The sequence below is a fragment of the Vibrio sp. B183 genome, from assembly GCF_000740665.1.
Classification (GTDB): Bacteria; Pseudomonadota; Gammaproteobacteria; order Enterobacterales; family Vibrionaceae; genus Vibrio; species Vibrio coralliilyticus.
This window is the reverse complement of the sequence record NZ_JPQB01000026.1, coordinates 15,791-32,036: the sequence shown is the minus strand read 5'-3', so window position 1 is coordinate 32,036 and position 16,246 is coordinate 15,791. Positions and strand designations below refer to the sequence as shown.

General features: G+C 48.0%; 16 protein-coding genes. 4 read left to right on the top strand and 12 right to left on the bottom strand.

All coding sequences use genetic code 11. From position 1 onward, the window contains the following. Position 1 precedes the first annotated feature (1 nt). Positions 2-1,312, top strand: a complete 1,311-nt coding sequence (gene envZ, locus IX95_RS22115) for a two-component system sensor histidine kinase EnvZ (protein WP_038164383.1) — start codon at positions 2-4, stop codon at positions 1,310-1,312. Between the two features lie 54 nt (positions 1,313-1,366). Here envZ and IX95_RS22110 read toward each other — a convergent pair whose 3' ends face one another. The 12 genes from IX95_RS22110 to gspC are packed head-to-tail and all read right to left on the bottom strand — an operon-like array spanning position 1,367 to position 12,594. Further along, complete coding sequence (locus IX95_RS22110) at positions 1,367-2,128, bottom strand: type II secretion system protein N (protein WP_038164089.1); 762 nt, start codon at positions 2,126-2,128, stop codon at positions 1,367-1,369. Between the two features lie 6 nt (positions 2,129-2,134). Then, positions 2,135-2,626: a type II secretion system protein M gene (locus IX95_RS22105; RefSeq protein WP_019276604.1), complete on the bottom strand. Its 492-nt coding sequence runs from the start codon at positions 2,624-2,626 to the stop codon at positions 2,135-2,137. Positions 2,627-2,636: 10 nt separating this feature from the next. Further along, positions 2,637-3,851: a type II secretion system protein GspL gene (gene gspL, locus IX95_RS22100; RefSeq protein WP_038164087.1), complete on the bottom strand. Its 1,215-nt coding sequence runs from the start codon at positions 3,849-3,851 to the stop codon at positions 2,637-2,639. Then, positions 3,814-4,839 carry a type II secretion system minor pseudopilin GspK gene (gene gspK, locus IX95_RS22095; protein WP_006957211.1) on the bottom strand — a complete coding sequence of 342 codons (1,026 nt, stop codon included), beginning with the start codon at positions 4,837-4,839 and terminating at the stop codon, positions 3,814-3,816. The genes gspL and gspK overlap by 38 nt, the downstream gene beginning before the upstream one ends. Beyond that, complete coding sequence (gene gspJ / locus IX95_RS22090; protein ID WP_006957213.1) at positions 4,829-5,482, bottom strand: type II secretion system minor pseudopilin GspJ; 654 nt, start codon at positions 5,480-5,482, stop codon at positions 4,829-4,831. Before gspJ ends, gspK begins: the two co-directional genes overlap by 11 nt. Beyond that, on the bottom strand, positions 5,469-5,822 hold the full coding sequence (gene gspI / locus IX95_RS22085) for a type II secretion system minor pseudopilin GspI (protein WP_038164085.1): 354 nt from the start codon (positions 5,820-5,822) through the stop codon (positions 5,469-5,471). Before gspI ends, gspJ begins: the two co-directional genes overlap by 14 nt. Beyond that, positions 5,812-6,414 (bottom strand): type II secretion system minor pseudopilin GspH, encoded by a 603-nt coding sequence (gene gspH / locus IX95_RS22080; protein WP_038164083.1) that lies wholly within the window; start codon positions 6,412-6,414, stop codon positions 5,812-5,814. The genes gspI and gspH overlap by 11 nt, the downstream gene beginning before the upstream one ends. A gap of 33 nt (positions 6,415-6,447) precedes the next feature. After that, on the bottom strand, positions 6,448-6,891 hold the full coding sequence (gspG, locus tag IX95_RS22075; RefSeq protein ID WP_006957217.1) for a type II secretion system major pseudopilin GspG: 444 nt from the start codon (positions 6,889-6,891) through the stop codon (positions 6,448-6,450). 53 nt (positions 6,892-6,944) lie between these two features. Then, positions 6,945-8,168 carry a type II secretion system inner membrane protein GspF gene (gene gspF, locus IX95_RS22070; protein ID WP_038164081.1) on the bottom strand — a complete coding sequence of 408 codons (1,224 nt, stop codon included), beginning with the start codon at positions 8,166-8,168 and terminating at the stop codon, positions 6,945-6,947. Beyond that, entirely contained in the window at positions 8,168-9,652 is a 1,485-nt protein-coding gene (gene gspE, locus IX95_RS22065) for a type II secretion system ATPase GspE (RefSeq protein WP_038164079.1), read from the bottom strand. The genes gspF and gspE overlap by 1 nt, the downstream gene beginning before the upstream one ends. After that, positions 9,652-11,688 carry a type II secretion system secretin GspD gene (gene gspD, locus IX95_RS22060; RefSeq protein WP_038164077.1) on the bottom strand — a complete coding sequence of 679 codons (2,037 nt, stop codon included), beginning with the start codon at positions 11,686-11,688 and terminating at the stop codon, positions 9,652-9,654. The genes gspE and gspD overlap by 1 nt, the downstream gene beginning before the upstream one ends. 39 nt (positions 11,689-11,727) lie before the next feature. After that, positions 11,728-12,594, bottom strand: a complete 867-nt coding sequence (gspC, locus tag IX95_RS22055) for a type II secretion system protein GspC (RefSeq protein ID WP_019276607.1) — start codon at positions 12,592-12,594, stop codon at positions 11,728-11,730. 254 nt (positions 12,595-12,848) lie between these two features. On the opposite strand from gspC, the gene hslR reads away from it, so the two are divergent. The 3 genes from hslR to pckA all read left to right on the top strand — a co-directional run bounded on the left by hslR (position 12,849) and on the right by pckA (position 16,138). Next, the gene (hslR, locus tag IX95_RS22050; RefSeq protein ID WP_006957222.1) at positions 12,849-13,235 is read left to right on the top strand and encodes a ribosome-associated heat shock protein Hsp15; all 387 of its coding nucleotides are present in this window, start codon (positions 12,849-12,851) and stop codon (positions 13,233-13,235) included. Between the two features lie 56 nt (positions 13,236-13,291). Beyond that, positions 13,292-14,167, top strand: coding sequence for an Hsp33 family molecular chaperone HslO (gene hslO / locus IX95_RS22045; RefSeq protein ID WP_038164074.1), 876 nt, complete (start codon positions 13,292-13,294; stop codon positions 14,165-14,167). Positions 14,168-14,506: 339 nt separating this feature from the next. Beyond that, a complete protein-coding gene (gene pckA, locus IX95_RS22040) occupies positions 14,507-16,138 on the top strand; it encodes a phosphoenolpyruvate carboxykinase (ATP) (protein ID WP_006957224.1) in 1,632 nt (543 codons plus the stop codon). Positions 16,139-16,246: the final 108 nt, after the last annotated feature.

Genomic DNA, 16,246 nt, shown 5'->3' with positions numbered 1-16,246 from the left:
TATGCGTATTCGCAGTTCCTTTACTCAATCGATTTTTATCTTTCTGACCTTATTGATTGCCAGTCAGGTTTACTCCTACTACGCCGTATTTAACTATGCGTTGATGCCGAGTTTGCAACAGTTTAATAAGATCCTCGGCCACGAAATCAATCTGATGCTCGACGATTCAGCCGCCATCGAAGATGGCTTGCAGATGGACGCCCCACTGAGACGCAGAGTGCTGGAGCAGCTAGGCGTCACCATTCACGCCGACGATAGTCCAATAGCGGATGAGTATTATCATGCGGTCAGTATTGATCTCATGAGCGAAGAGATGAGTAAAGAGCTCGGTTCACCTACCGATGTGCGCATGATGCTGGGATCCGAAAGTTACATTCTGTGGATGAAAATCGATTCTTTGCCCGGCTCTCTGCTGCGTATTCCGCTGTCTGAATTGCAGGAAGAGGACTTTGCGCCACTATTTCGCAATAGCTTGATTATGGCGTTACTGATTGTCGCTGGCGGCTGGCTTTTCATCCGTTTACAAAACCGACCTTTGATTGCTCTGGAAAAAGCCGCTAAAGGTGTTGGTCGAGGGGATATTCCTCCGCCTTTACCAGAGAAAGGCGCGACAGAAATCCGTTCGGTAACGCGAGCATTTAATCAGATGTCAAAAGGCATTCAGGCTCTGGAAGAAGACCGCGCACTGCTGATGGCGGGCATCAGTCATGATTTAAGAACGCCTCTGACACGCATCCGTCTTGCCACTGAAATGATGTCACCGGAAGACAGCTATCTGGCTGAAGGTATCATCAGTGATACCGAAGAGTGTAATGAGATCATCAGCCAGTTCATGGACTACCTAAAACCGGTCAATAAAGAGTCATTCATCGAGGTTGATCTCAATGAAATCGCCAATGATATTGCGACTTCAGAGGGTGGTTACGAAATTCAAATTGAAACGGAGTTGCAGCAACCACTTAAGGTCACCAATGGTAGCCCGATTGCGATTAAGCGAGCGGTGAGTAACTTAGTAGTTAACGCAATACGCTACGGCAATGGCTGGGTCAAAGTCAGCACTGGCGTAACCGCAGACAACAAGCTGGTCTGGGTATGTATAGAAGATAACGGCCCGGGTATTGAACAAAGTCAGATCGGTAAGTTATTTGAACCTTTCACCCGAGGCGATACCGCACGTGGTAGCGAAGGCACAGGCCTTGGGCTAGCGATTGTGAAGCGTATCGCCAGCCAGCATAACGGTAATGTAATCATCAATAATCGTAGCGGTGGTGGCTTACGGGCGCAAATCAGCTTTCCGACTGCCGGCAAATAATCATTGAAACAAAAAAGGGGCCAAAGCCCCTTTTTTTATTGAATATCAACGGCCTTAAAGGCGCCCTTGATAAGTAAACTGATAACGACCTTCAGAGTCTGGCGTTGGTAACCATTTCAGTTGTTCTGCCAATGAGCCTGGAAACTCGTTGCCCGGTTTAAACCAAGCCGAAACCTGATAGCTGCGATTGGCTTGCATCACAACTTCCGCCGCACTGCTCACCTGTTGACTGTTTTGATCACCTTTCAGTGTGATCTGGCTATCCTGACAACTAAAGTCGACCACAACTGGGCCAACGCTCAGCTCATCCAATGGCGTAATCACTTTATCAGTATTCCATACTACTGACCCTTCACCGGTCTGACAATAAGGCGCGGCATACACCATCGACTTAATACTCAACTCAACCTGCCCTGTCAGTTCAACAGGCACTGGCATCGGAGGTGTCAGTTCGAGGATTTTTTCAACCGGTAATGAAGCGATCAGATTCTCGGCATAAGGGCCCGACATGCTGTAGCCTACAACACCGCGTCCAGTGACTTGCATGTCACTACCTCGACCAAAACGGACCTGTGCTTCAGCTTTACCCGTTAGCAGTTTCAGTGGCGCCAATTGCCAATGCAAAGCTCCTAACTTCTGTCTTTGCCAACTGACACCGGTGGCGCTGCCATCCCAGATGGTGCCTGAGACGCCATTAATCACTAACTGCGATGGTAATGGTAAATAGTTCAGCACAACCTGAGCGGGAACATGCGCCACAGCACTGACTAGAAAAACCATCACCAGCGCCAAACTGAGCAGAATGACTCTTTTCACTTCGCGTTATCCTTTAACAAACTGCAAGCGCTTGACTTCAACCGTCCCATCTTGCTCACCTTTATCAATATCCATAAAGGTTGCTGAGACACCATGCTTTTCCTGCAGGAACGTCATCCAATCAATCAGGCGGTTAAATGGCATCGGCTGAACCCAGACCTGCAGTTCCTCGCCACGCGGCTGGACTCTAACAAGCTCTGCACCAAAACGGGAAGCCGTTGAAGAAATGGACTGGTTAAGTGGCAAGCTCGACGACGCCACTCCGCCCTGAGCACGCAGCTGGCTGATATTGTCTGCTTTGTCTTTCACCCAGTTGAGCAGTTGTTTCTCGCTCTGGATACGATTCGTTGCCATTTCGGCACGCTGACTGACTGGTTGCAGTATGCCCCAGTAGATCACCCCCAAAAACAGCAGTATCGAACAAGCGATTAATAAGCGCTGCTCACGCTGGCTAGTGCCAACCCACCACGTCTGAAGTGAAGATAATAATTGTTTCATCAGCGGCTCCCTATAAACGCTTAAGCACAAAGGTGCCGTTAACTAGAGTCCCTGATTTACTCAGTTGTCCCTGCTCAACTGTAAATTGACCCGACATCAGCTCACGCGCTTTTTCAAACGTTTGGAAATCATTACTTTGCGCCTGAAGCCTGACTTCGCCACGGGTACTGTCGTACTTGAAGCTAGTGAGCCTTAGGCCCGGTACCTGCTTCATCACTTGAGGCATTTTCACCATCCATTCCAGAACTGAGTCACCACTACCGCCACCGGACAGTCGGCTCTCCTCTCGTTCCATTTCCCGTTTTAGATAGGTGACGGTCGGAATTTTGTTCTTGCTGGTCACTTGGCGGAAAATACGTTCACTTTCCTGACGATAGGCATTGGCTTGCGTTTCAGCACTTTGGATTTGCAGCCAGTTGTCGACACTGAGAATGGCAACCAAAACTCCTGCTGCAATCGCTGCTTTACGCCACACTTTGAGATGACGACCAAAAGACGATTTCGGCTTAAACTCACCAGACAACAGGTTGAGCTTACTTTTGACAGCTTGTTCAGCAAGCAGCTGCATGACCAACTGTGGTTGTTCATTGTGCCATTTTTGCTCCTCAGCCAATGTCAGCTCTGGTAAGTGTGAGTATGCCTGAAGTGGCAGGTACTCCTCCTCTTGCTTAACCCAGTCAGACTGAGCCAAAAGCGGCAACCAAGCTAGTTCAATACTTACCGCACTGAACTGACCTTTTTTCACTAACCACTGGCCATCCAGCTCTACTGCACTCAAACCTGACTCTTCAGCGACAGGCAAAGCCAATGCGTCAGGTAATACCTTACGCACCGCGAAGCCAAGCTGTCGCATGTCAGCCAATATTGATTCCAGCCAGCTGTAGTCAATACCACAGACATACGCCTGATTGGCTTCCTTTGCCAAGACAGTAAAGTGCAGCTCGTCGACATCCTGCGCCACATCGTCTTCCAACATGAATGGCAGCATAGAATCAAACTGACGATTCGCGCCTGCTGGGACTTCCAACTGAGTCAGAACCAGATTGGCTGCAGACACCAGTACAATAACTTGGCGCCCTTCTGCGTAATTGGCAAGCTCGGCCAAATCCTGGTGATCTTGCAGTTCACCGCTCGCTATCACTTCCTTTTGGCTTTCTGACCAAACCAGCCATTGAATCGCTGCTGTTTTACTTTTGCTCAGCCGAACGATTAGAAACTCGTTCACCGATCCCTCCAAAGCGACGGCGTATTACCGTTGCAGTTTCTCTATTATTACTAAACAACAGGCTGCGGATTCGCACCCTGGATTTATCCACCAGCACCTCAGCATCGAGCTCAAAATACACGCTGTCGACACTCAGGTAGCCTTTGACCTGCTTTTTAACATCCTCGCTCAAACCACTCAGGTCCGATTCAGCGAGAAAGTCATCCGTTGACGCCCATCCATCGGGGCCACGGTTTTCCAAAATCTGTTTTGCCTGAGACGAACTCAGATTCGGATAGAACATTGCCGCCAGCAGCGCTGCATGCTCGGGCGCAATGGTATTCACATTAAGACGAAAGTCAGAAGTTGGCAGCGCGCAAATCATCGGGCTGACTTTTTCCATCACTTCGCCGCTAACCTGATTTACTGATCGTAACTCACTGCTGTCGGCCAACAAGGTATTGGCACTCAAATATGCAGGCGATAAACCTTCGTAATGACTGTCTTCAACACCCGACGATGAGTTAACTGAATCATTGCTATCCACAAATTCCCACAACGACTGGGCAATGGTTTCTGCTTCGTAGTTGTCCACCTGCAGCTCTTCAAGCAGATTCTGAAACTTTTCTACCAAGAAAGGTAACTGTGCAGACCCAGCGGTTTGTTCCACATCAGACAACGCATTGATATTGAAGCACGCCTGAGCATCATGCAACTTGCCACTCACTGTGCCATAGTCCAATGGCATGCTATCCAACTCTTGAGCCCAAGGCTGGGACAGATTGATGCTGTCATCGTTGTCTTTATAGCTTTGCTCAATACCGTACTTAGCCAGCGCTTCAACACCCAAGCTGTACCAGTACGCTTGCTGATAATTGATTTGGCTGCCAGCACGCTTGAACTGACTGAACAAACGATCGGCCATACTGGCGGCGATACTGACCATGACCGCTAACAGCAGTAAAATGACAATCAGAGCGACACCGCGCTGAGGACGCTTAGCTGCCATCGCTCTTCTCCTCAGAACCGCCAATCTCACCACCCGCAGTCATATATATGCGTTCAATCTTGCCGTAATCTTCCAGTTCAAGTTCAACCGCTACCGCCTGAGGCAACATGGCTTTCTTATCCCACTCTTTTTTCCAGTCGGAGCCGTCAAAGAACTTCACATTAAACTTTTCCACTTTGTCGATAAGTGGCATCGCTATTCCCGCTTGCCCTGCAGGCGTATCAGCATAGCGCCACCAGACGCGCTCAAGCACGTCATCTTTAATTCGGTAGCCCACTTTACTCACTTCACCACGCGGAAACTGCTGTTGTGGGTTATGCCAGCCTAAACGGGTAAACATGATCCCATTGGCATCGGAATCCAGCAAATACTCTTTCCACTGCACCAACAGGCCATTGGACTCTTCACCATTAGTTCTAGTCTGGCGTAGAGCCATCTGACGAAAGTCGCCATCCATAAACACTAAGGCACGTTGCAGCGTTTTCAGTCGCTCACTGCGCTCCATCGACAGTTCGTTGCTGCGCTGTACTTGATTCAGTACCTGATAAGCGCCCACACTCAAGCTGGCAAAGATGGCAATCGCCACCAGTACTTCGATCAGCGTGAAACCGCCCTGAGAGGCCGATGTTTTACTTCGCCACATAGCTTCTCACCGTCACCACTGGCGAACTTTTTTCACTGGTGGCCACCTTGACATCAAACGCCTGCAAAATGTCACCAGTAGTCTCGACAGGCTCTATAGACCAGAACCAATCTCGCCCGGCCAGTTCTTCTTTGCCTTTTTTCTTACTCGGCTTGCTACCTGCCAGCATCACTTTGGCCATCTGGTTATCCGCGACTAACGCAGCGAAGGTTTTTTCTTCTAGATAATTTAAGGTGTTGATATGTTGGCTGACAGAACGAATGGTCGCTATCGCTGCAGTAGCGAATATCGCTAACGCAACCAACACTTCCAGTAACGTCATGCCCCGTTTAGCTTTCATCTTCGCTTTCTCCCGGAGCCAACAGCACTATCTGTCCATTTTCTTTTGCCACTACTTTCCAAGCATCCTGCTCTTCATCACCTTGTTCAGGATAAATGGCAACAGAAAATGGCGTCACTTCACCACTGGAGACAATAAACACTTGTGGCGGACGCAGCTTTTTCTCTTCTTTGTACTCAGCAAACATATCTTCATCAAACAGGGTTCCCGGCTTAAACAGACGGTCGTCATCGCCCCATGCGCCACCACCCAGAGTCAGTGTCACAGCTACCGACTCATTCAACTTCGTTTCGTAAGGAATCTGGTCGATATTGAGTTTCTGCCAGCCTTCACTTTCCAGCGACATCAAGTAGTAGATCGATTTCTTCTCATCGACGCGCAGACCGAAATCTCGGCCACTGAGCATAGCTTCTTCATTAAGGAGCAATATTCTCTGAAAAAGAGATTCAGCCTGCTTCTTTGCCACATCTTTTGAGCTGGTAGGTAACGTGGAGATCACCGCCACCGAAGCGAGGGACACCAGTACCAAAACCAGTAAGATTTCCAGCAGAGTAAAGCCAGTACGAGAAAGAGTTGGGTAACCTTGACGCATAGGAAAAAGAGGGCGGCTTATGCCGCCTCTGCCTTATTGAAAGTCCTGAATGTTCCAATTACCGATATCGGCATTGACACCTTCACCACCTTCTTGGCCATCAGCACCTAGAGTGAAAATATCGATGTTGCCGTTGTCACCTGGGCTCAGGTATTGGTAGTCGTTACCCCAAGGGTCAGTTGGCAGACGCTTGATGTAACCACCATCGCGATAGTTACGCGGTTCAGGGCTTGATGGCTTGTTAACTAGTGCTTCCAAACCTTGGTCTGTGGTTGGATAAACGCTGTTGTCCAGCTTGTACATATCCAGTGCATTTTCTAGCGCAACAATATCAGTAATGGCTTTTTGTTGGTCAGCCTTTTCTTTATTACCCAACAAGTTAGGAACAACAAAGCTCGCTAAAATACCTAAGATGACGACAACAACCATCACCTCTAAAAGCGTAAAGCCAGACTGCTTGTTCATTTTTCTTTTCATTATATTCTCCAAATAAAAATTCATAGCGAGAGGTTAAACTGCTCTCAGTATGACTATCCACTCATTAAGTTGTTCATTTCTAAAATTGGCATCAGGGTCGCCATTACGATAAACAGTACTAATCCTGCCATCAGTGCAATCAATGCCGGGGTGAAGATACCTAAGGCGATATTGACCGTTGATTCAAAGTTGGCATCCTGATTATCGGCCGCACGAGTCAGCATACTTTCCAGCTCACCACTCTGTTCACCACTGGCGATCATGTGCAGCATCATTGGTGGGAAAAGCTTGGTCTGCTCAAGTGACTTACGCAGGCTTGCCCCTTCACGGACGTTATCAGTCGCGCTGAGGACCTGCTGCTTAACGTAATGATTCGACATCACGTCCACCGCCACTTTCATGCCTTCCAATATTGGAATTGCACTGGAAGTACAGATGGATAGCGTACGCGCAAAGCGAGAGGTGTTCAGGCCACGAGAGATTTTGCCAATCATCGGCATATGAACAATTTTGCGGTCCCAACTCAGGCGCAGGTTAGGTTTACTGAGAGCAAACTTAAACAGATACACCAGCACGGTCATAGCGACTAAAATTTGAATGCCCCAGTTTTGAATAAAATCACTGGAAGCAAGAAGGAACTGAGTCGATTGAGGCAGTTCTTGTCCCATCTGAACAAACTGGCCAACAATCTTGGGCACTACTGCCGCGAGCAAAAACGCTACAATACCGACGGCAAACACCACCAGCACCACAGGGTAGATCATTGCCTGCTGCAGCTTAGAGCGCATTTTTTGGCGATTTTCTGCATAGTCCGCCAGACGTTCCAAAACCGCATCTAGGTGACCAGACTTTTCACCTGCCGACACCATAGAGCGGAACAAATCATCAAAGATATGCGGGAAGTCAGCCAAACTGTCAGCCAGCGTGTAGCCTTCGGTGACTTTTGAACGCACGGCGAGCAGCATGGTTCGAATGCGTGGCTTTTCAGACTGCTCTGACACTGCCTTGAGACATTCTTCTAGTGGCATTCCCGATTGAACCAGTGTCGCTAACTGGCGAGTAATCAAAGCCAAGTCAGGCGTACTGATACCACGCTTAAAAGTCAACCCAGCTTGCTCGGTCTGCTTCTTAGCTTTCTGGCGTGTTTCACTTACCTCAACCGGCATTAACCCCTGCTCTTTGAGCCGGGCTCGGGCCTGACGTGCGTTATCGCCTTCAATCACCCCTTTCTGGGTTTTGCCTTTTTTATTGAGGGCTTTATATTCAAACGCTGCCATTAGCCTTCCTTAGTCACCCGCATGACTTCTTCAAGAGAAGTGATACCTTGACGAACTTTACTCAGGCCATCATCACGAATACTTGGCGTATGCTCACGAATGGCTTTTTCAATCGCTTGTTCACCCGCTTCGCTGTGAATTTTCTCCTGCACCTGCTCGTTGACCACCAGCAGCTCATGAATACCCGTACGGCCACGATAACCTTTGTGATTACAGTGTTCACAGCCATTAGCTCGATAGAGGATCAGCTCTTCTTTCTTCTTCAGATCAAACAGCTTTTTGGTTTCTTTGTCTGCTTCGTAAGGCACTTTACAATCTGGGCAAAGCGTACGAACTAAGCGCTGCGCCAACACCCCTAATAGTGAGGAGGAGATCAGGAACGGCTCAATGCCCATATCCCGCAGACGGGTAATCGCACCCACTGCCGTATTGGTGTGCAGGGTCGACATCACTAAGTGACCTGTCAAAGAAGCCTGAACTGCGATCTGCGCCGTTTCCAAGTCACGGATCTCACCGACCATCACAACGTCAGGGTCCTGACGCAAAATTGCACGCAAGCCACGAGCGAAGGTCATGTCTACTTTAGGGTTAACCTGCGTCTGACCGATCCCATCGATATCAAATTCAATCGGGTCTTCAACGGTAAGAATATTGCGTTCGTTGCTGTTGAGTTCCTGGAGGCCAGCATACAAAGTGGTCGATTTACCCGAGCCCGTTGGGCCGGTAACCAAGATGATGCCGTGCGGGCGCTCTATCATGCTGCGGAAGTTTTCATGGTTGGCTGGCGTCATGCCTAAGCTATGCAGATCAAGTCGAGTGGCATTCTTATCCAGAAGACGCATCACCACGCGCTCTCCGTGCGACGAAGGCATGGTGGAAACACGCACATCAACCGCTCGACCACCAATACGCAGAGAAATACGGCCATCTTGAGGCACACGCTTCTCAGCGATATCCAGCTTAGCCATAACCTTAACGCGAGAGACCAATAACGGTGCTAGCTTACGACTCGGCGACAACACATCACGCAATACGCCATCAATGCGGAAACGGATTGAAAGCGCTTTTTCGAAGGTCTCGATGTGGATATCCGATGCCCCCTCCTTAATCGCTTCACCGAGCATAGCGTTGATCAACTTGATGATAGGCGCATCGTCATCTGACTCAAGCAGGTCCTCATCTTGCGGCAAATCCTCAGCCAACGAGAAGAAGTCATCACTGTCTGCACCCAAATCTTCCATTAACTGACGCGCCTCCGACGAGTCGCGCTGATACGCTTCCGTCAATTTGGAATCGAACTCATCTTTGGGCACTTCGCGCAGCTCAAAATGTTCGCCTACCACACGTTTTACTTCGATCAGGGCTTCAAATGCCAACGGCGCAACATAATACAGCGTGAGACCTTGCTCTGAAGGCTCAAGTACCAGTTGGAAGCGATTGGCAAAGCTAAATGGCAAACGACGGAATGTGACTAACTCATCCATCACTTAGTTTCCATTTGGTCTAGGAAAGCCTGAATCTCAGCAGGGTGACTAATATCTTCACCGAATTTAGGCAGTACAGGCGTTTGCACGTCTTCCATCAATCTCAGACCTTGGTCAGCCTTGTAAAGCTGCTCAGCACGAATAAAGTTGTATTTACGCTGAGTAATACCATCAGCAGTTACACCATCGCGAATGATGGTTGGCTTGATGAATACCATTAGATTGGATTTTTGTAGCTGAGAGCTGGTCGATTTAAACAGACGGCCTAAGTAAGGAATATCACCCAGTAGTGGGACTTTAGATTCACTTTCTTGTGCGCGTTCGTCAATCAAACCACCTAGTACAATCATCTGGCCATCTTCTACCATAACTGACGTATTGAGCTGGCGTTTAGCAAAGCTGACATCCACCGCTGCGTTACTGGTCGCAGGCAGAACGTTAGACACCTCTTGCTCAATGGTAAGCTGTACCGAGTTACCTTCGTTGATTTGCGGAACGACTTTAAGCTTGATACCAACTTCTTTACGATCAACGGTCTGGAATGGGTTGTCGTTGTTTGACCCTGCCGCAGACCCAGTGATAACTGGCACTTCTTCACCGACAATGAAAGATGCTTCACCGTTGTCCATGACAGTAATGCTCGGAGAAGACAGAATGTTAGAGTTGGTGTCGCTTGATACTGCGCTGATCAGTGCTGTCCAGTCGCCCATTACGACACTAAGTGCCGCACCATTGACCCCCTTTAACGCAGAAGCTAAGGTTGAATAATCACCTTTCGTCGTAGTTTGCTCGTAGTATTTGATCTCACCAGTATTACTATCTCTAATAGGCTTGCTCTCAATAGTATCCTTTGCCTCTTCCAGACCAACCATCACGTCACCGACTCTGGTTCCGGCATTACCGTACTGGATCACTGCACCAGTTTCGAGCGAGCCCCACTGGACACCCAAGTTAATACCGTCACCTTCTGTCATTTCGACAATCAGGGCTTCAATCAGCACCTGTGCACGGCGAATATCCAGTTGAGAAATTACATCCTGCAGCGCATTCATAATATCTGGCGGCGCAGTCAGAACCAATGCATTGGTACCTGGGTGAGCTGAGATCATCACCTCGCCACGTTTGGCACTGGACGACTGTTTAGAGCCCGATGATTTTTCTGCCTGAAGATTGTCAGAGACACCTTTCAGCACATCCACCAAGTCTTCCGCTTTGGCGTACTTTAGATACACCACGCGGTTATTGCCTTTGGTAGCCATCTCAATATCAAGCTGCTTAATCAGCTTACGCAGGCGCTGACGTACCTGAGGATCACCGGAAATGAGAATAGAGTTAGTGCGATCATCTGCAACCAGTTTTGGCTGTAAGAAAGCAGGTGTGCTTTTCGCATCAGTCGTCTTATTCAGAGCTTCAACAATACGAACCATCTCAGCAGCAGAAGCATTATCCAACTCAACTACTTCGATTTCTTTGTCACCCGCTTGGTCGACACGTTTAATGATGTCTGCCAATCGGTTTACTACCGCAGCACGACCTGTAATAAGAATGATATTAGCTGGGTCATAGTGCACAACGTTACCTGCACCCGCATTGTCGTTTAGCTGACGAAGCAGAGGTGAAAGCTCACGCACCGAGACATTACGAACCGCAACAACACGTGTTACGACTTCGTCGCCTTGGATTGAGCCATCGCCAACCACGGGAATCGCGGAGGTTTTCGCATCTTTAGATTTGATGACCTTGATAACACCGTTGTCCATTTCCACCACAGCGTAGCCATAGACTTCCAGAACGTTTAAAAAGAAGCTGTAATATTGTTCTTCCGACAGCATGTCGTAGCTGCGTACGTCAATCTTGCCACGTACGGATGGGTCAACAATGATGGTTTTTTCCAGATTCCGACCAACAATGTTGATGAACTCTTGAATATCTGTGCCTTTAAAGCTCGCACTGTATTCGTTAGCGAATACAGCGGCAGGTGACGTCAACAAGCTTCCTGCTAAAAGCCAAGCGCTTTTTTTAAGCCAATGGTTCACTCTCTACTCCTCGGAATGATTCACGCATCTGCATCATTCTTATAATTCAATATAAATTTCATAAGGTTGGCCATCTCGTTCTACCGTTAAGTTCAGCTCGGTAAGTTGAGACATATTTTTGAAGATCTCCCCCATCGTCGCGGGGTTACTCAGATCCTGGCCATTGATTTGTGTTGCTATATCCCCTGACTGTAAGCCAACTGATTCGAATAGTTCTTTCTCTTTTCCAGGGGTTAAGCGATAACCAATAACTTCGCCATCTCTTTTTATCTGAGACATACGAACGTATTGGAAAATTTGTTTCGCGTCTTTGCGAATGACAGAGCGTATTTCATCCAGCTTATCGGCGGACACGTCTGCCTTAATCGATTTGGTTTTAGGCTGTTGCTGTAGATTCTTGGTGTATTTAAGCCCTTCTAGCATGACAGTTTCATTACGGCCGGAGTTATCGACAATAATACGATCATACAAGACTTGAACTACAGTCGCCCTGGTACCTTCCAAGGTTTCACCGATACCATAAGTCGCCTGCTGACCTCGACTGGCCACCACCGCAAGGTTTTTATTCGCTTCAGTGCTAGTTACAACACCGACCAAGATGACGTTCAAGCGACTTTTAGGCGCTTCCGTTACTACAGGCTTTTTCTCAACCGGCGCCTGCGCTTGATAGCGACCAAACAAGTTACTGTTTTGCAGCTCAGCGATATTTAAACCCGAATCCTTGCTGGCACTACCTGCCACTGACGTTGGCTGCCAAGGGGTTACCGATTGCGACTCCATCGGCTTCCAGATCAATGCACCAGATACCCATGCGCTCATGCCTAGCAACACTACCGTTGCCATTGAGCTCAAGCGGTCCTGATTTTTCAGGAAACTATCCAGTTGAATTACACCACGTATGTTCACTCACAATCCTTTTGATCACCAGCTGACGAAGCCATGCAAAGTACTATTTACCAAGCAAAGTACTCTATAATTAGAGTTTTTATTTGAACCAATCATTCTACCAAAATATGAAACAGGCTAAATAGGTAACGGCCTGATTAACATGTAAAGCGGTGGAATTTTACCATGTACCTTGAAAAATGCGCGCTTCATCACCATTGTTACACCAATAATTTGGCACAAGATTCACCACCAGTTAGAGGCTAGTATCCACAATGGGTTCCCAAACTGAAGCAGTTCGACTCGATAAATGGCTATGGGCAGCACGTTTTTACAAAACTCGTTCCATTGCTCGAAATATGGTCGACGGCGGTAAAGTTCACTATAATGGCCAACGCAGCAAGCCGAGTAAGGCGGTTGAGCTTGGCGCAATCATTACTCTTCGTCAGGGGCATGAGGAGAAAACCGTGGTTATCGAAAAGATTTCGGATCAACGACGTGGCGCTCCCGAAGCACAAACCCTCTATACCGAAACTGGGGACAGTCTTGCTAAGCGCGAAGAAAATGCCGCCCGTCGCAAACTTCATGCGCATAGCCCAAGTCCAGATCGTCGCCCTGATAAAAAGCAGCGTCGCGACATCATCAAATTTAAACATCAATAATATCAGCCACCATCTGGCTGGTATCAGTAGTACCATACGTACGAGGAAATGCTTACATGGCAAACAATGTTTTAAACCGCTACCTTTTTGAAGACCTGTCTGTACGTGGCGAGTTGGTACAATTGGATGAAGCCTACCAACGCATCATTTCTAGCAAGGAATACCCAGCACCACTACAGAAGCTGTTGGGTGAGCTACTGGTATCGACAACCCTGCTGACCGCGACTTTAAAGTTCGAAGGCTCTATCACAATGCAATTGCAAGGTGACGGCCCGGTATCTCTGGCCGTCATTAATGGCGACCATGACCAGAAAGTACGAGGTGTCGCACGCTGGGAAGGGGATATCGCCGATGATGCCAGCATTCATGACATGCTGGGTAAAGGTCACTTAGTGATCACTATCGATCCTAAAAAGGGCGAACGTTACCAAGGTATTGTTGGTTTAGATGGCGACAACTTATCGGACATTCTTGAAAGCTACTTCGCAAACTCAGAGCAGCTGAAGACGCGTATCTGGTTGCGCCTCGGAGAACACGAAGGCCAGCAGCGTGCTGCGGGTATGCTGATTCAGGTGATGCCAGATGGTACAGGCACACCTGAAGATTTCGAGCACCTAGAGCAACTGACAGATACGGTCAAAAACCAAGAGCTATTTACGCTTGAAGCCAACGACCTACTTTATCGTCTATACAACCAAGAGAAAGTTCGCCTGTTTGACCCACAACCGGTCGAATTCCACTGTGGCTGTTCACGCGAGCGCAGTGGCGCCGCCATCGTGACCATCGATCGTGCGGAAGTAAATGACATTTTGGCGGAAGTCGGCTCAATTTCTTTACATTGTGATTACTGCGGCACGAACTATACGTTCGACGAAGCTCAAGTATCTGAGTTGTTCGACCAGACCGATTCAGGCAACAAAACGCTGCATTAATTTTCATAATTTAAGAAGCACGTAATTTACCAGTCAAAAGGCCAGCACATCGCTGGCCTTTTTGTGATCAAAGCCCCGTAAACATTAGCCTTTCACGTAATAAAGCAACCGCTTAATTTTAATCAATTAATAATCCTTTTTGATCTAGCGCAATCCTTTGCGCGCGGGATACACTATCCCAGCCAATATGTGATGAGTCGCTTAAAACCCCATAGAAATCATGGATAATTTTTGAGCTATATCCCTGTTTTCACTCAGACCCGTTGCTAGCATGGTGAGCAGATAACAATCAAAACATTATTACAAAATCCCTACAAAATATTCCTACAAGGAGCACCTATGACCGTTATGGAACATGCAAAGGCTGCAACAATTGATCTTACCAAACACGGGCTTCACAACGTAAAAGAGGTTGTCCGCAACCCAAGTTACGAAATGTTGTTCGAAGAAGAAACACGCGCTGATCTAGAAGGCTACGAAAAGGGTGTAGTTACTGAGCTGGGTGCGGTTGCCGTGGATACTGGTATCTTTACTGGACGCTCACCAAAAGATAAGTACATCGTTAAAGATGCAACTACAGAAGAACACATGTGGTGGACTTCTGATGCGGTTAAAAACGACAACAAGCCCATCACTCAAGAGATCTGGAATGACCTTAAAGATCAGGTCACTGACCAGCTATCAGGTAAACGTGTATTCGTGATTGATGGTTACTGCGGTGCCAACCCAGACACACGTCTAAGCATCCGCGTTATTACTGAAGTCGCGTGGCAAGCGCACTTCGTTAAGAACATGTTCATTCGCCCTAGCGAAGAAGAACTAGCTACGTTCGAACCAGACTTCGTCGTGATGAATGGTGCTAAGTGCACCAACCAGAAATGGAAAGAGCACGGCCTAAACTCTGAAAACTTTACTGTCTTCAACCTGACTGAACGCATGCAGTTGATCGGCGGTACTTGGTACGGCGGTGAAATGAAGAAGGGTATGTTCGCTATGATGAACTACTTCCTTCCTCTAAAAGACATTGCTTCTATGCACTGTAGTGCTAACAAGTGTAAAGAAAACGGCGATGTTGCGGTCTTCTTCGGCCTATCTGGCACAGGTAAAACTACACTATCCACCGACCCTAAACGTGAGTTAATCGGCGATGATGAACACGGTTGGGACGACGATGGCATCTTCAACTTTGAAGGCGGCTGTTACGCGAAAACCATCAAGCTTTCAAAAGAAGCAGAACCAGACATCTACAATGCGATTCGTCGTGATGCGCTGCTTGAAAACGTAACGGTACTCAGCGATGGCTCGATTGACTTCGACGATGGTTCAAAAACAGAAAACACTCGTGTTTCTTACCCAATTGAACACATTGAGAACATCGTTAAGCCAGTATCAAAAGCAGGTCATGCCAACAAGGTAATCTTCTTGTCTGCGGATGCATTCGGTGTGCTGCCTCCTGTATCTAAGCTGACTCCAGAGCAAACCAAGTACCACTTCCTGTCTGGCTTTACCGCGAAACTTGCTGGTACTGAGCGTGGCATTACAGAGCCAACACCAACCTTCTCTGCTTGTTTCGGCGCGGCGTTCCTGACGCTACACCCAACCAAGTACGCAGAAGTACTAGTGAAACGTATGGAAGCAGCGGGTGCAGAAGCGTACCTAGTTAACACAGGTTGGAACGGCAGTGGCAAACGTATCTCTATTCAAGATACTCGCGGCATCATTGATGCGATCCTAGATGGTTCGATTGAAAAAGCAGAGACTAAGCACATTCCAATCTTTAACTTGGAAGTGCCGACTGCACTGCATGACGTTGACCCAGCGATCTTAGATCCACGCGATACCTACACTGACCCACTGCAGTGGGAAAGCAAAGCCAAAGATCTGGCTCAGCGCTTCATCAACAACTTCGACAAGTACACAGATAACGATGAAGGTAAATCTCTGGTTGCGGCAGGCCCTCAGCTAGATTAGTGATATCGTCACCAATTGCTTAGCTAAGCCCCTCTTTCGAGGGGCTTTTTGTTGCCTGAAAAGCAAAAATGTTCCAAGCTAGCTACATCTACTCCTAGGGAAGGTCGA

Coding starts and splice junctions, on each gene's coding strand:
- gspE (WP_038164079.1), bottom strand. CDS start 9,652: ATGGATGAGTTAGTCACATTCCGTCGTTTGCCATTTAGCTTTGCCAAT.
- gspF (WP_038164081.1), bottom strand. CDS start 8,168: ATGGCAGCGTTTGAATATAAAGCCCTCAATAAAAAAGGCAAAACCCAG.
- gspH (WP_038164083.1), bottom strand. CDS start 6,414: ATGCGTCAAGGTTACCCAACTCTTTCTCGTACTGGCTTTACTCTGCTG.
- gspK (WP_006957211.1), bottom strand. CDS start 4,839: ATGGCAGCTAAGCGTCCTCAGCGCGGTGTCGCTCTGATTGTCATTTTA.
- envZ (WP_038164383.1), top strand. CDS start 2: ATGCGTATTCGCAGTTCCTTTACTCAATCGATTTTTATCTTTCTGACC.
- gspJ (WP_006957213.1), bottom strand. CDS start 5,482: ATGTGGCGAAGTAAAACATCGGCCTCTCAGGGCGGTTTCACGCTGATC.
- IX95_RS22105 (WP_019276604.1), bottom strand. CDS start 2,626: ATGAAACAATTATTATCTTCACTTCAGACGTGGTGGGTTGGCACTAGC.
- pckA (WP_006957224.1), top strand. CDS start 14,507: ATGACCGTTATGGAACATGCAAAGGCTGCAACAATTGATCTTACCAAA.
- gspG (WP_006957217.1), bottom strand. CDS start 6,891: ATGAAAAGAAAAATGAACAAGCAGTCTGGCTTTACGCTTTTAGAGGTG.
- hslR (WP_006957222.1), top strand. CDS start 12,849: ATGGGTTCCCAAACTGAAGCAGTTCGACTCGATAAATGGCTATGGGCA.
- gspI (WP_038164085.1), bottom strand. CDS start 5,822: ATGAAAGCTAAACGGGGCATGACGTTACTGGAAGTGTTGGTTGCGTTA.
- hslO (WP_038164074.1), top strand. CDS start 13,292: ATGGCAAACAATGTTTTAAACCGCTACCTTTTTGAAGACCTGTCTGTA.